Source organism: Marinospirillum minutulum DSM 6287, assembly GCF_000422325.1.
Taxonomy (GTDB): domain Bacteria; phylum Pseudomonadota; class Gammaproteobacteria; order Pseudomonadales; family Halomonadaceae; genus Marinospirillum; species Marinospirillum minutulum.
On record NZ_KE383818.1, the window covers coordinates 825,275 to 838,589 of the forward strand.

The following is a 13,315-nucleotide window of genomic DNA, read 5'->3' on the forward strand; positions in this document are numbered from 1 at the left end:
AAGGAATAAAAATGAAAAATCGTCTCCTGCTAGAACTAGAAGGTCTGCGCAAAGACATTAATCGAAGCATTATTAATCCACTAGTGCCAGAGCTAGGTTTGCATGATTTAGAGCCCATAATCAACATGGTTGCTCGTGCGCGTGCCGATTACGTTAAAGCGTTAATTGACCTAGCTGCCGAGGTGAAGGATGCTGCGCCTAGTATTGAGCAAGCAAAAGAATTACGTGATAGACGCGTTGTTTTTGAAGAGCTAGTCGATGCAATGAATGCCTTAGAGACAGTGATTCAGCGCGAATATATGGATGTAATAACCAAGCCAAAACCTAATGTAAATCAAGGTTAGAGCTAGTAGTTAACAAGTTAAAGCTAAGATTGCGTAGTCTAAACTCTAGCCTTCTAGTAAAGCTATGTTAGAATGCGCGCCGATAATAACGACCTAAGTACAGGACTAGATGACTTATGGCTTCAACCCTAGCCTTTATATTTCCCGGGCAGGGCTCCCAGCAATTAGGGATGCTCTCAGAGTTAGCTGAGCGTTATGCTGTTGTACGCTCAACTTTTGAAGAAGCGTCGACCGCGCTTGGATACGACCTTTGGCACTTAGTACAAGAAGGGCCAGCTGAAGAGTTGAATCGAACCGATATAACTCAACCAGCTATACTGGCCGCAAGTGTTGCTGTATGGCGCGTTTGGAAAGAGCTAGAAGGCGCTCGTCCAGCTTGGCTTGCGGGCCACAGTTTAGGTGAGTACTCAGCCTTAGTTTGCAGTGGTGCAATGAGTTTTGCCGATGGTGTGCGTTTAGTGCGTACCCGTGGTGAGTTTATGCAGCAGGCTGTGCCGAGTGGTCAGGGCGCTATGGCAGCCATTCTAGGTTTAGATGCAGATAAAATTGAAGAAGCTTGTGCTTCAGCGGCACAAGGTGAAATAGTTTCGGCTGTTAACTATAATGCACCGGGACAGATAGTCATTGCTGGGAATGTTGCTGCGGTTGAGCGTGCAATTTTAGCCTGTCAGCAAGCCGGTGCACGTAAAGCCATGCCTTTGCCTGTTAGCGTACCTTCGCATTGTGAATTAATGCGTCCAGCAGCTGAAAAACTAGCCGATGAACTAAACCTTATTCAGCTAACTAAGCCGCGTGTGCCTGTAGTACAAAATGTTCATGCAGCACCAGAGACTGAAGTCGCAGCAATACGTGATAACCTAGTTGCACAGCTTTATCTTCCAGTGCGCTGGATAGATAGTATTGAATTCATGGCTGAACAGGGTGTTGATACCTACGTTGAGTGTGGGCCAGGTAAAGTATTGGTTGGTCTAAATAAGCGTATTGTTAAATCAGCTAAATCCTTAGCGGTGAATGATCCAAACTCAGTTCAAGCAGCTTTAGATTTATTGCGCGCTGAGTAATAGGGGAAAGAGTATGAGTCAGCAAAGTCTTGCAGGAAAAGTTGCACTAGTCACCGGTGCCAGCCGTGGTATTGGTCGTGCAGTTGCCTTAGAATTAGGCCGTTTAGGTGCTACCGTTATTGGTACAGCCACCAGTGAAGCCGGTGCAGCAAGTATTAGTGAAGGCTTAGCAGCCGCCCAAGTAACGGGTCAAGGCATGGTACTTAATGTTACTGATGCCGCTTCTGTAACAGAGCTTCTTAAAGCCATTGCTGAAGAGTACGGCGCACCTTTAATACTGGTTAATAATGCAGGTATAACCAAAGATAACCTGATGATGCGCATGAAAGATGATGAATGGGATGCTGTTATAGATACCAACCTGAAATCTGTATATCGCACCAGCAAAGCTTGCCTAAGAGGCATGACTAAAGCTCGCTGGGGTCGCATAATCAATATCAGTTCAGTTGTTGCCACTATGGGTAACATGGGGCAGGCTAACTATGCAGCTTCCAAAGCTGGGGTAGAAGGTTTTACTCGTTCACTGGCAAGAGAGCTAGGTTCGCGTAATATTACTGTAAACTCAGTAGCCCCCGGTTTTATTGCCACTGATATGACGGAAGTGTTACCAGAAGCTCAAAAAGAACTTCTGGTAAATCAAATACCTTTAGCTCGTTTAGGTCAGCCCGAAGAAATAGCAGCTGCCGTTGGTTTTTTAGCTAGCGAACCAGCCGCTTATATCACCGGTGAGACGCTACACGTTAATGGCGGCATGAATATGCGCTAAAATTCATCGAAGTGGATTGTTTAAACTAAAAATAAATAATTTTTTGGTTGCAACAGCCTGCTTCGGTTTATAAACTACTGTGCAATTTTAGAGCAATAGCACAGCAAGATTTTAACCAGGAGTAATTAAACATATGAGTACCATCGAAGAGCGCGTAAAAAAGATCGTCGCTGAACAACTAGGTGTTAAAGAAGATGAGATTCAAAACTCTTCCTCTTTCGTCGAGGATCTAGGCGCTGATTCTCTGGACACTGTTGAGCTGGTTATGGCTCTTGAAGAAGAATTCGAGACCGAAATCCCAGACGAAGAAGCTGAAAAGATTACTACTGTTCAAGAAGCTATGGACTACGTCACAGCTAACCAGTAAGTTTTCGCAGACATTAGTCTGATACAAGTAGCTGGCTATTACTTTGTTGCTTGTTAAAAACCGCTTCGCCTTTTGGTGCAGCGGTTTTTTATTTTATGGGATATAATCCCCGACAATTTTAAGAATTATTGAATTGCAGAGGAGAAGGGCATGTCGCGCAGACGAGTTGTGGTGACAGGTATGGGGTTAGTCACCCCGTTAGGAACTAACCTAGAAGATTCCTGGCAAGGTATTCTAGCTGGCCGCAGCGGTGTAGCGCCCATTGAAGGATTTGATACATCTGCTTTTACCACCCGCTTTGGTGCTCAGGTTAAAGACTTTGATGTTGAAAATTTTATGTCCAAAAAAGATGCACGTAAAATGGACTTATTTATTCAATATGGCATGGCAGCTGCAATTCAAGCCATAACTGACTCAGGTTTAGAAACCACAGAAGAAAATGCTGACCGTATTGGTTGTGCCATCGGTTCTGGTATAGGTGGTTTACCCATGATTGAAAAAAACCACGAACTACTACAAAAGGGCGGTCCACGTAAAATCTCCCCCTTCTTTGTGCCTGGCTCAATCATCAATATGATTTCTGGCAACCTTGCTATACGTTTTGGTTTTAGAGGCCCGAACATTGCCATTACCACCGCCTGTACTTCAGGTACGCACAATATTGGTTATTCAGCCCGTACCATTGCTTACGGTGATGCCGATGTTATGGTTTGTGGTGGAGCAGAAGCAGCCAGTACACCTTTAGGTTTAGGTGGTTTTGCCGCAGCTCGCGCACTATCTACTCGTAACGATGACCCTCAAGCCGCCAGTCGTCCTTGGGATAAAGACCGTGATGGTTTTGTACTAGGTGATGGTGCTGGTGTGTTGGTACTAGAAGAGTACGAACATGCTAAGGCGCGTGGCGCTAAAATTTATGCAGAGCTAACAGGCTTTGGTATGAGTGATGATGCCTACCACATGACCCTTCCACCTGAAGATGGTCGTGGAGCAGCGGCAGCTATGCGTAATGCATTAAAAGATGCCAGCTTCAATGCTGAAGTAATCAACTATATCAATGCACATGGTACCTCTACACCGGCTGGTGACTTAGCAGAAAGTCGTGCTGTTGAATCAGTATTAGGCGCAGCTGCTGACAAAGTGGCGGTTAGCTCAACTAAATCGATGATTGGTCACTTGTTAGGTGCTGCTGGTGCAGTGGAGGCCGTCTTTTGTATTTTAGCTATCCGTGATCAGGTCGCACCCCCCACTATCAACCTTGAAAACCCTCAAGAAGGTTGCAACCTAGATTATGTGCCTAAAGAAGCGCGTCAAATGAAAATTGACCACGCACTTTCTAACTCCTTTGGATTTGGTGGTACCAACGGCAGCTTAATTTTTAGTAAAGTTTAATTTTATGACTGCTTTGCCGCCGATGTTGCTCGATGGACGCTCCCCTACAGCCAGTGATCTAGATTGGTTATTGGCTAGTAGGGCCTTAGCTTTTGGTGAAGGTGTATTCACCACCCTAAGAGTAACTAAAGGGCAAGCCATTTTTGTAGGCGATCACCTATGGCGCTTACAAAAAGGTTTGGGTGCGTTGCTTTATCCGCCTGAAACCTTTGATTGGTCTTTGCTGCAACAAGAAATAGAGCAGCTAAGCAAAGCACTGCAAGAAGGCATGTTAAAAGTTATGCTCTTAGCAGGCCCAGGTGGGGTAGGTTACCGCCGAGCCAAACAGCAAAGCTGGCACCGCCTAATTCATCCCCGCTCCTTAACGCTTAATAGTGCAGCTTATCAAGGTATTGCCTGTTGGTGGCAAGCTTGCCCAGGCAGCAACCCTGAACCTGCTAGCAAGCACCTTAATCGCCTTAGCCAAATTCTAGCCAGTGAAGGTTGCCCAGATAAGTTTGTTGAAGCAATACAGTACAACAGCAAGGGTGAGGTGTGCGAAGGCATTGCACGCAATGTGTTTTGGTATAGCCAAGGTTGTTGGCATACCCCCTCACTAGAAACAGGTGCTTTAGCTGGGGTAATGCGACGCCAACTGCTAACACATTTAGCAGCTAATCAAGTAAAAGAAACCATCGCAGGATTAGCAGAGCTTCAACAGGCAGAAGAACTTTTTGTTTGTAATAGCTTGCAAGGTATTTGGCCAGTGACCCGCCTTGAAGACACCAGTGGCACACTCGCTCATTGGCCAGTCGGTCCCCAAACCCAACAACTTATGGCAGTTTTTCATCCCCTGTTAGGACTGCCACTTAACTAACTGGCAAAAGATGATAAAAAAAATAGCGTTAGTATTGGTCGTTTGTTTTTTACTGCTAGGCACTGCAACCACCTATTGGTTTAATCAGCAGCTAAACCAGCCGCTTAAGCTAGACACTGCGCGTTTATTAGAGATAACACCAGGTCGAAGTTTTATTAGTCTGCTTAACCAACTAGAGCAAGAAGGTGTTATTCAAAGCAGCCTACCAACACGCATTTGGTTAAGACTTACTGGTGATGAAGGCATTATTCGTACTGGCGAATACCAGTTAGAAGCCCCAATAACCCTAGCCCAGCTTTATAAAAAATTACAACTAGGTGAAGTAGTAACCTACCGAGTTACCTTAGTTGAAGGCTCCACTTTTAGTGAAATGCGCCAAACCTTAGCTAAGGCAGAAAAATTAATCTCTACCACTGCCGATTGGTCAGAAGCTAAAATTATGGCTAGCTTAGCCATGCCAGAACAAGCTGCAGAAGGCTGGTTTTTTCCTGATACCTACACCTACAGCAAGGGTATGCAAGACCTAGACCTAATGCGTCAAGCCAACACAAGAATGCAAAGCTTGCTTGCAGAAGTGTGGGAGAGTCGTATTGAAGGCTTACCTTATAAAACACCCTATGATGTATTGATTATGGCATCCATAGTCGAACGCGAAACCGGTGCACCGCAGGAGCGCGAAGACATAGCAGGCGTGTTTGTAAGGCGTTTACAAAAAGGCATGCGCTTACAAACCGACCCAACCGTTATTTATGGCATGGATAAAAACTACCAAGGCAAAATTACCCGTCGCAACCTACGCGAACCAACCCCTTGGAATACTTACACTATCTACGGTTTACCTTTAACACCCATTGCTTTGCCAGGTGAAGCCGCTTTAAGAGCCAGTGTTAACCCTGCAGAAGGTGATGCCTTGTATTTTGTTGCCCGAGGAGATGGTACGCATAAATTTTCTGCTACCCTAGCTGAACATAATCAAGCGGTAAAAAAATACCAGCTTAAGCGTCGTGAAGATTATCGCTCATGGCCTGCACCCACTAGTGAACAGGAATCCAAGAATGACTAAGCCAGCCGGTTATTTTATTACGCTAGAAGGGGGTGAAGGTGTTGGTAAAACAACCAATGTTGAATTTATCACTGCCCAGCTAGATGCCGCCGCTATTCCTTGGATAAAAACCCGCGAGCCGGGTGGAACTCCTTTAGCAGAAGCAATTCGTGGTTTATTGCTAAGCAAAGATACCGATACCCCCAGTGATTTAACCGAACTATTATTAATGTTTGCCGCTCGCGCACAGCACCTAGACAAAGTTATTAGACCTGCCCTAGAAAAAGGCACTTGGGTAATTTGTGATCGTTTTACCGATGCTAGCTATGCTTATCAAGGTGGTGGTCGTGGGCAAAGTGAAACAAAGTTAGAAGTGCTTGAGCAGCTAGTTCACAGTGATTTACAGCCAAATTTAACCTTTTTACTCGATATGCCAGTGGAAGCAGCCTCGTTAAGAGTCGACAGCCGAGGTCAACAGCGAGATAGGTTTGAACAAGAACAGCTCGACTTCTTTCAACGTGTTAGAGATGCCTATTTAAAAAGAGCACACCAGCATCCATTACGCTTTAGAGTGGTTGATGCCTCCTTAAACTTACAAGCAGTACAAAAGCAAGTAAAAGACTACTTGCAGCCATTAATAGATGAAGCCCTAGCAACAAGAAGCCGCGCATGAAACCCTTTCAGTCTATGCCCTGGCACGCACTTATTTGGCGGCAGTGGCAGCAACAAATACAAGACCAGCAGCTACCCCATGCTTTATTGCTAACAGGTTTAGCAGGCTTAGGTAAACGCACTCTAGCCAGAGCGCTGGCCTATTTTGTGTTGTGTACTAATCATCAAGGCCAACAATCTTGCGGGCATTGCCGCTCATGCCATTTTATAGAAGCTGGTTTTCACCCAGACTTGCTTATTTTAGAGCCAGAAGCAGAAGGCAAAGCCATTCGAGTGGATCAGGTACGTGAAATGACCACCCAAATGCAAAAAAGTGCACAGCAGGGTGGTTATAAAGTGGTGCTTATTTGGCCAGCCGAAGCCTTAAATATTAATGCTGCTAATGCGCTTTTAAAAACCTTAGAAGAGCCAGAACCACTGACCCAATTTATTCTAGTCAGTGATCAACCTTCTAGCCTACCGGCAACACTACGCAGCCGTTGCCAAATATGGCCGATTGCACCGCCCAGTTTAGAACAAGGTGAGGCTTGGCTAAAACACCAGCTAAGTGAAGAACAACAACCACAAGTGCTATTAAAAGCAGCCGGTGGACGACCCCTAGCTGCACTTAAACTAGCAACACCAGAGGCAGAAGAAAGACGCCACCTACTAGGGCAGGTGATGGAAGGTTTGGTTAGGGGAGTGAACCCTATCGAACAGGCTACCAAGCTAAAAAACCTCCCTTTACCCGCCTTATTAAACAGCCTACAAAGTTGGTTAGCTGATAGCCTAAGGTTTGGTTTGCTAGGTGAAACGTCAGTACAAGATACACGGCAACTGCCCCTTTATAGGCAGTTATATCAGCTATTGGGTCCGCGCAGTTTGTTAAATTTAGAACAAGAACTACAAGCCATGCACCATCAACTGCACACCAACCCTAATGTCGACTTGTTTTTAGAAAGCTTGCTTATTAGGTTAACGCAGGAGCTACATCATGAGTGAAAGCAAACCTTTAACCCTAGTGCTAAAAGACAAACAAGCCCTTAAAGCCCATTACATGCCTTTTTTAAAGCGGGGCGGGCTTTTTATACCCACCAGCCGAGTTATTCGTCCAGGAGCTACAGTGCAAATTAACCTCCAGCTACCCGATGAATTAGAGCCACTTTTGGTGGTAGGTACACTTGCTTGGCGCACACCTGTTGGCGCACAAGGGCGCAAGCTACCCGGCATAGGCGTGCACTTTTCAGAAGATGAAGATTCACCCAGACATTACATAGAAGAACTTTTAGCAGGCTTACCCGGTAACGATAAGCCGACTCACACGATTTAGATTTAAGAGGCGTTAATATGTGGTTGGTCGATTCCCATTGTCATCTAGATATGCTGAAACTTGCTAAAACCTCCAGTGGTGAAGCAGCAGGCATAGAGGGCGTTTTAAATGCAGCCAGACAAAGGGGTGTGAAGCACTTTTTATGCATTAATGTTAATCCTTGGCATATTCAGCAACTACGCGAGCTTACCGCGCCTTTTGACGACGTAAGCCTAACCTTAGGGCTACACCCCTTGCACCAGCCAGATCAGCCAGTCACGACTGAACAGCTTATTGAGTGGGGACAAGCCGAGGATATTCTTGCACTAGGTGAAACCGGGCTAGATTATCACTACGCAGGGCAAGAAAGAGACGTTCAGCTAGATTACTTTCAGCGTCACCTAGATGCAGCACTAGAACTCAATAAACCCGTTATAGTGCACACCCGAGAAGCCAGTGAAGATACCTTGGCGTTACTTAAGCCTTTTACAGAAAAAGGTGGTCAGGGCATTATTCATTGTTTTACAGAAGATTTAGCCTTTGCCAGACAAGCCGTAGGCATGGGGCTTTATATTTCCTTTTCTGGCATTGTTACCTTTCATTCCGCCGATGCGCTAAGAGAAGTCGCTAAAGTTATGCCACTAGACAGGCTGTTAATTGAAACCGATGCACCCTACCTAGCCCCTGTACCTCACCGGGGTAAACAAAATGAGCCAGGCTATGTGCGTGATGTGGCAGAATTTCTAGCCAACTTACGTGGTTTAGAGGTTGAGTTCTTAGCTCAACAAACCACCGAAAACTTCTTTCGTTTGTTTCCAAAATTATTAGCAAAAGTAGCTAAGCAAGAGGCTTCACTTGCTTGAATAGCAAAAGGTGTTTACTCTTGTGACTAAAAGAACGATATGGGTCATATTTTTAGGAGCAGGTTATGGCTGAGACACCGGTAGAAAAACAGGCGCGGCGTGTTAGAGATTTTAAGCAACGTGAAGCCCGTATACTGGAAATTGCACTCGATTTGTTCCTGGAACTGGGTGAAGACAAGGTAACAGTAGAAATGATTGCCGAAAAAGTAAACATCGGCAAGGGCACTATTTACAAGCACTTCAGCACCAAGGCAGAAATTTTCCTGCGCCTAATGTTAGATTACGAGCTAGAAATGGCAGAGCTTTTTAATCTGCCAGAAATAGCAGAAAACAAAGAGGCATTATCCCGTGCCTACTTTGAATTTCGTATGCAGCAGCCAGATAAATACCTGTTATTTAATCGCCTTGAAGAAAAGCTAGTTAAAGCCAACGTTATTCCAGAAATGATTGAAGAACTCCACCGCTTCCGCGCCAAAAACCTAGAAAGCCTGTCAGGTTTAATTACTGGCCGAATGGAAGAAGGGTTACTAGAAGATGTGCCGCCCTATTTCCATTACTGTGCTTCTTGGGCTTTTGTGCACGGAGCCGCAGTACTTTATCAGTCAGAGTTTTTCCAAGATGTTATTCAAGACAAAGAAGAGTTTTTCCGCTTTATGATGGATATAGGCGTGCGTTTAGGTAATCGTGGTCAGCGTGGCCGCAAACATAATGCTGAATCAGCACTACCCAAGCCTTAAAATGCCAACGTCTAGCAGATTACTACAGCTTGTATCGCAAATAAGCCTTAACCCTAATGAAAAAGGCTTGCCGCCCATTCATTTGTGGCAGCCGCTGCAAGTTGTAGATATAGATTTAAGTATTGATCATCAAGGACAGTGGTTTCATCAAGGCAACCCTTTTATACGCACAGAATTAGTAAGGCTTTTTTCTACCCTGTTACGACTAGAAGAAGATGCTAACTACTACCTAATTACCCCAGCAGAAAAAGTGCTGGTTAAGGTAGCGGAAGTGCCTTTTTTAATAGTGAGTGCCAGTGAAGTTAGTCAAGCTGGTCAGCCTTGCTTGGTGTTAGAAACCAATGTTAGCGATACCTTTACGCTGGATGAAAAGCACCCATTACGCCTAATAACTCAGGAAAATGGTGAGCCTCGACCTTATGTTAAGGTGCGTGATCAGTTAGAAGCACGTATTTTGCCCCAAGTGTTTTATCAGCTAGTTGACCTTGCCGAAACACGGCAAGAAAACCAACAAACCTGCCTTTATTTAAACTCTGCTGGCGCTGAATTTCAGCTAGGTTGTTTTGATTAATGTTGCAACAGCTCACCCAAGAACAACAGTCGGTTATTACCCATCAGCAAGGCCATGCAAGGGTTAGAGCCGTTGCTGGTTCAGGTAAAACCACCACACTAGTTGAAAGAGTACTTCACCTATTGCGCCAAGGCGTACCAGCCAAACGTATGCTAGTGGTAATGTATAACCGCGCAGCCCGTGAAGACTTTATGGCTAAGTTGCAACGGCGTGCCCAGCAAATTAAAACCACAGAAGGCTTGCAACTTAACCTACCCGATGTACGCACTTTTCACTCTTTAGGCCATCGCCTAACCCAAACCTTTGGTCGCTGGGGCGTATTAAAAACACGCCAGCTACAGCAAGAAGAGTGGATGGTTGACCGTTTAACCCGCCAAGCCTTAACCCAGTTAGCAGAAGAGCAGGGGCAAGAAAGCCAAGCCTGGCTTGAAGAAGATGCCCTAGATGCGTTTAAAAGCTTCTGCACCCTAGTTAAAAGCGGCTTAAGTGATGCACAGTTTGTATTCGAAGCCCTAGACACCACTGCCAACCAAAAACACTTCCCGCAAGCTTTTGAGCAGCTAGAGCAGCTTCTAAGCGAGCAAAGATTGATGTTCTTTGATGACTTGTTGTGGCGACCTTTAAAAGTGCTAGATAAACAACCAGAACTGTTAAAACGCTTACAGGGATTTTTAGACTACCTAATTGTTGATGAATACCAAGACATTAATGAAGTTCAACAAGCCTTAATTAAAGCCTTGGCAGGCAAAGCGCAGGTCATGGTTGTTGGTGATATAGACCAATGCATTTATGAATGGCGAGGTGCACGCCCTGAATACATGCTGCGCCGTTTCCAACAAGATTTTAAGCAGGTACAAGATTACCCGCTTACGCATACTTTTCGTTTTGGGCATAGCCTAGCCTTGGCAGCGAACCAAGCCATTAACCATAACCGTGAACGCCCAGAACAAATTACCCTAGCCGCAAAAAGCGCCCAGCCAACTTTTTTACAGCAAGGGCAGGGCAGTGGTTGGTTGTTAGAACAGCTTGCTGCTTGGCAAGCAAAACAGGCTGAAGGTAAAGCTGCAATTTTAGTACGTAGCTGGTCACAAAGCCTAGATGTGCAGTTAGAACTGTTAAAAAGTCACCAGCCTTTTCAGCTAGCAAGGCAAGAACACTTTATTTTTAACCGACCACAAATACGTGGTTTACTAGCCTATGCACGTCTAGCATTAAACAGCCAAGTAGGCATAACCATTAACTACCAGCACCCAGACGCTCAGCAAGATTTTTATCAGTTATTAAGTTTTCCTACCCTTTATTTAACCGAGCAAGAACGCCAAAGCCTAGTACAAGGCAGAATACAAAGTGATTCCGCTTTAATGGCAGCTATGGACCGTATGCCACAAGGCAAAAGAAACCGTGTTAAAAACAGATTAGAGCTAGTTAATAAACTAGCCAAACACGCTAAACAACTAAAACCAGCTGCTTTTATAAACTTCACCCTGCGTGAAACCAACGCCCTAGAAAAAATACGCAAAACAGCACCCAGCAAAGAAAGTGCCGAAGAAGCCTTACGACTAATAGAAGGTTTAAAACGCTATGCAGAAAAAAGTAACACCAATGACTTAGGTGAATGGATAAACCAGCTAGAGATAGCACGCCAAGAAGGTGCTGCCAGCCAAGCAGCCAATACCACCGCGCAACAGCAGCTAGTAATATTAACGGTACACGCAGCAAAAGGCTTGGAATGGGATTGGGTCGGTGTTTATGGCTTGAATGAAGGGGATTTTCCCTACACTTCAGGCTTTAGCCGTTTAACACCAGCCGGTGAAGAAGCAGAAAGGCGCTTGTTCTATGTAGCAATTACGCGAGCAAAACATTGGCTAGTGCTGGCGCGTAGTGAAACCTCTAACCAACCTAGCCGCTTTTTAGAAGAAGCGGCGCTCTATGATGCCAAAAAGCTAGCGGAACTTTTAGAAGAATCATCAGAACAACCACCAAAAACACCGCCACTTATAAAAGCACATCAACCAGAACTCTTACTTAGGTATTGGCAGTCGGTTAGCTCGCTAGAACCGCCAAAATTCATTGCCTATGAGTTTCAAGCTTAAACACTAATAATAGCCTTTAACCAGCACCTAAGCGTTTTAAATTGTCACAAATAACCGCCGCAGCCACACCCACATTCAAAGACTCAGCAGCACCAAAAGCTGGAATGGTGATTTTACGCGTTACCCTTGCAGCTAAGGCTTGGCTAATACCCTGCGCCTCACTACCTAATAAAATAACACCACCCCTAGGGCAAGCTTCTAGCTGATGAATGGACTCACCCTCTAAATAAGCACCTAAAATAGCCGTATTAGCAGGGAGTTGGTTAAAAAAGTCATCTAAGGGCTGGTAGCTAAGGGCAACACGCAAAAAAGAACCTTTAGACGCAGCAATAACCTTAGGGTTATACACTTCAGCCGTGGTCGGCGAACAAACCAACTGCCCAATACCATACCAATCGGCAATGCGTAACAAACTACCTAAGTTTCCTGGGTCATTAATAGCATCTAAAGCCAGTATCCAAGTTTGCGAAGCGTCTAGGGATTTAAACTTTTGCTTGGGAATTTTAACCACCGCTAAAGCAGCCGTGTTACTGACTAGCGTACTAACTGAAGTCAGTTCGGTTGCAGAACACTCCACCAAAACCACCTTAGATAGCTTAATTAAATCTTGGTAAGCAGTAATAAATTCAGGCGTTGCATAAAGGCTTTCTACTTGCCAATTAGAAGCTAATAACTCAGCAACCACCTTTTCACCTTCCACCAAAAACAAACCCAGTTCACGGCGCGTTTTCTTACGATGTAAAGCACGAAGGCTTTTAGCCTGATTTTTACTAAGCATGAGCAACCCTAAAATAAAGCAAGAAGCTGGGTATTATACTGAAATATTGCTAAAAAACTCCCAAGGTATCTAAGGGGCTGGCTGTTCCTGCAAAATGTTGCCCAATAACATGCGTATAAATTTGTGTGGTTTTAACATCGCTATGACCTAGTAATTCTTGCACAGTACGAATATCTCGCCCTGCCTGTAATAAATACGTTGCACTTCAATTATAGAAAGCACAACAGGTAAGTTTCTAGGTATTTAATCCAATACAAGTAAGTTTTTTCAGTTTTAAGTGCGTACCCTTTTTGGCGCATATCCATGCGTATAGAACTTAAAAATGGACTTTTCAGCATAAAAATCACCTCACCTTAAAAAGCTGGTTTTTTATACAGTCTATTTTAGTTGGGGTTTTGAAATGTGCCTGTTTTAAACCTTGACCCTGCTCAATCTTCTGCTAGATATTTATTTAAAGCTTTAAGAAACAGATGCTTACAGAATTATAG

General features: G+C 44.6%; 15 protein-coding genes and 1 pseudogene. 14 read left to right on the top strand and 2 right to left on the bottom strand.

The features are described from left to right. The first annotated feature begins 11 nt into the window (after positions 1-11). From H571_RS15315 to H571_RS15320, 14 genes are all read left to right on the top strand, one after another. On the top strand, positions 12-344 hold the full coding sequence (locus tag H571_RS15315; protein WP_036218268.1) for a hypothetical protein: 333 nt from the start codon (positions 12-14) through the stop codon (positions 342-344). Between the two features lie 116 nt (positions 345-460). Continuing rightward, positions 461-1,405: an ACP S-malonyltransferase gene (gene fabD / locus H571_RS0113495; RefSeq protein ID WP_027849770.1), complete on the top strand. Its 945-nt coding sequence runs from the start codon at positions 461-463 to the stop codon at positions 1,403-1,405. Between the two features lie 13 nt (positions 1,406-1,418). Beyond that, positions 1,419-2,171 (top strand): 3-oxoacyl-ACP reductase FabG, encoded by a 753-nt coding sequence (gene fabG / locus H571_RS0113500; protein ID WP_027849771.1) that lies wholly within the window; start codon positions 1,419-1,421, stop codon positions 2,169-2,171. 133 nt (positions 2,172-2,304) lie between these two features. Next, positions 2,305-2,538, top strand: coding sequence for an acyl carrier protein (gene acpP, locus H571_RS0113505; RefSeq protein WP_027849772.1), 234 nt, complete (start codon positions 2,305-2,307; stop codon positions 2,536-2,538). Between the two features lie 150 nt (positions 2,539-2,688). Next, positions 2,689-3,927, top strand: a complete 1,239-nt coding sequence (fabF, locus tag H571_RS0113510) for a beta-ketoacyl-ACP synthase II (RefSeq protein WP_027849773.1) — start codon at positions 2,689-2,691, stop codon at positions 3,925-3,927. 4 nt (positions 3,928-3,931) lie between these two features. After that, the gene (locus H571_RS0113515) at positions 3,932-4,783 is read left to right on the top strand and encodes an aminotransferase class IV (protein WP_027849774.1); all 852 of its coding nucleotides are present in this window, start codon (positions 3,932-3,934) and stop codon (positions 4,781-4,783) included. Between the two features lie 10 nt (positions 4,784-4,793). Then, positions 4,794-5,846, top strand: a complete 1,053-nt coding sequence (gene mltG, locus H571_RS0113520) for an endolytic transglycosylase MltG (RefSeq protein ID WP_036218272.1) — start codon at positions 4,794-4,796, stop codon at positions 5,844-5,846. After that, positions 5,839-6,498: a dTMP kinase gene (gene tmk, locus H571_RS0113525; protein ID WP_027849776.1), complete on the top strand. Its 660-nt coding sequence runs from the start codon at positions 5,839-5,841 to the stop codon at positions 6,496-6,498. The genes mltG and tmk overlap by 8 nt, the downstream gene beginning before the upstream one ends. Then, entirely contained in the window at positions 6,495-7,478 is a 984-nt protein-coding gene (locus tag H571_RS0113530) for a DNA polymerase III subunit delta' (RefSeq protein ID WP_027849777.1), read from the top strand. Before tmk ends, H571_RS0113530 begins: the two co-directional genes overlap by 4 nt. Next, a complete protein-coding gene (locus tag H571_RS0113535; protein WP_027849778.1) occupies positions 7,471-7,806 on the top strand; it encodes a PilZ domain-containing protein in 336 nt (111 codons plus the stop codon). Before H571_RS0113530 ends, H571_RS0113535 begins: the two co-directional genes overlap by 8 nt. A gap of 17 nt (positions 7,807-7,823) precedes the next feature. Further along, positions 7,824-8,648: a TatD family hydrolase gene (locus H571_RS0113540; RefSeq protein WP_027849779.1), complete on the top strand. Its 825-nt coding sequence runs from the start codon at positions 7,824-7,826 to the stop codon at positions 8,646-8,648. Between the two features lie 65 nt (positions 8,649-8,713). Beyond that, a complete protein-coding gene (locus H571_RS0113545) occupies positions 8,714-9,385 on the top strand; it encodes a TetR/AcrR family transcriptional regulator (protein WP_027849780.1) in 672 nt (223 codons plus the stop codon). Next, positions 9,342-9,956: a DUF1285 domain-containing protein gene (locus tag H571_RS0113550; protein ID WP_156887886.1), complete on the top strand. Its 615-nt coding sequence runs from the start codon at positions 9,342-9,344 to the stop codon at positions 9,954-9,956. Before H571_RS0113545 ends, H571_RS0113550 begins: the two co-directional genes overlap by 44 nt. Beyond that, the gene (locus tag H571_RS15320; protein WP_051168356.1) at positions 9,956-12,049 is read left to right on the top strand and encodes an ATP-dependent helicase; all 2,094 of its coding nucleotides are present in this window, start codon (positions 9,956-9,958) and stop codon (positions 12,047-12,049) included. Before H571_RS0113550 ends, H571_RS15320 begins: the two co-directional genes overlap by 1 nt. 16 nt (positions 12,050-12,065) lie before the next feature. On the opposite strand, the gene H571_RS0113560 is transcribed toward H571_RS15320, so the two are convergent. Both H571_RS0113560 and H571_RS16160 read right to left on the bottom strand, forming a co-directional pair. After that, positions 12,066-12,827 (bottom strand): TrmH family RNA methyltransferase, encoded by a 762-nt coding sequence (locus tag H571_RS0113560; RefSeq protein WP_027849782.1) that lies wholly within the window; start codon positions 12,825-12,827, stop codon positions 12,066-12,068. 49 nt (positions 12,828-12,876) lie between these two features. Continuing rightward, positions 12,877-13,029 (bottom strand): annotated as a pseudogene (locus H571_RS16160) (tyrosine-type recombinase/integrase); the annotation flags it as partial. Positions 13,030-13,315 lie beyond the last annotated feature (286 nt).

Coding starts and splice junctions, on each gene's coding strand:
- H571_RS15320 (WP_051168356.1), top strand. CDS start 9,956: ATGTTGCAACAGCTCACCCAAGAACAACAGTCGGTTATTACCCATCAG.
- tmk (WP_027849776.1), top strand. CDS start 5,839: ATGACTAAGCCAGCCGGTTATTTTATTACGCTAGAAGGGGGTGAAGGT.
- H571_RS0113530 (WP_027849777.1), top strand. CDS start 6,495: ATGAAACCCTTTCAGTCTATGCCCTGGCACGCACTTATTTGGCGGCAG.
- fabF (WP_027849773.1), top strand. CDS start 2,689: ATGTCGCGCAGACGAGTTGTGGTGACAGGTATGGGGTTAGTCACCCCG.
- fabD (WP_027849770.1), top strand. CDS start 461: ATGGCTTCAACCCTAGCCTTTATATTTCCCGGGCAGGGCTCCCAGCAA.
- H571_RS0113515 (WP_027849774.1), top strand. CDS start 3,932: ATGACTGCTTTGCCGCCGATGTTGCTCGATGGACGCTCCCCTACAGCC.
- H571_RS0113545 (WP_027849780.1), top strand. CDS start 8,714: ATGGCTGAGACACCGGTAGAAAAACAGGCGCGGCGTGTTAGAGATTTT.
- H571_RS15315 (WP_036218268.1), top strand. CDS start 12: ATGAAAAATCGTCTCCTGCTAGAACTAGAAGGTCTGCGCAAAGACATT.
- acpP (WP_027849772.1), top strand. CDS start 2,305: ATGAGTACCATCGAAGAGCGCGTAAAAAAGATCGTCGCTGAACAACTA.
- H571_RS0113540 (WP_027849779.1), top strand. CDS start 7,824: ATGTGGTTGGTCGATTCCCATTGTCATCTAGATATGCTGAAACTTGCT.
- H571_RS0113560 (WP_027849782.1), bottom strand. CDS start 12,827: ATGCTTAGTAAAAATCAGGCTAAAAGCCTTCGTGCTTTACATCGTAAG.
- H571_RS0113535 (WP_027849778.1), top strand. CDS start 7,471: ATGAGTGAAAGCAAACCTTTAACCCTAGTGCTAAAAGACAAACAAGCC.
- fabG (WP_027849771.1), top strand. CDS start 1,419: ATGAGTCAGCAAAGTCTTGCAGGAAAAGTTGCACTAGTCACCGGTGCC.
- mltG (WP_036218272.1), top strand. CDS start 4,794: ATGATAAAAAAAATAGCGTTAGTATTGGTCGTTTGTTTTTTACTGCTA.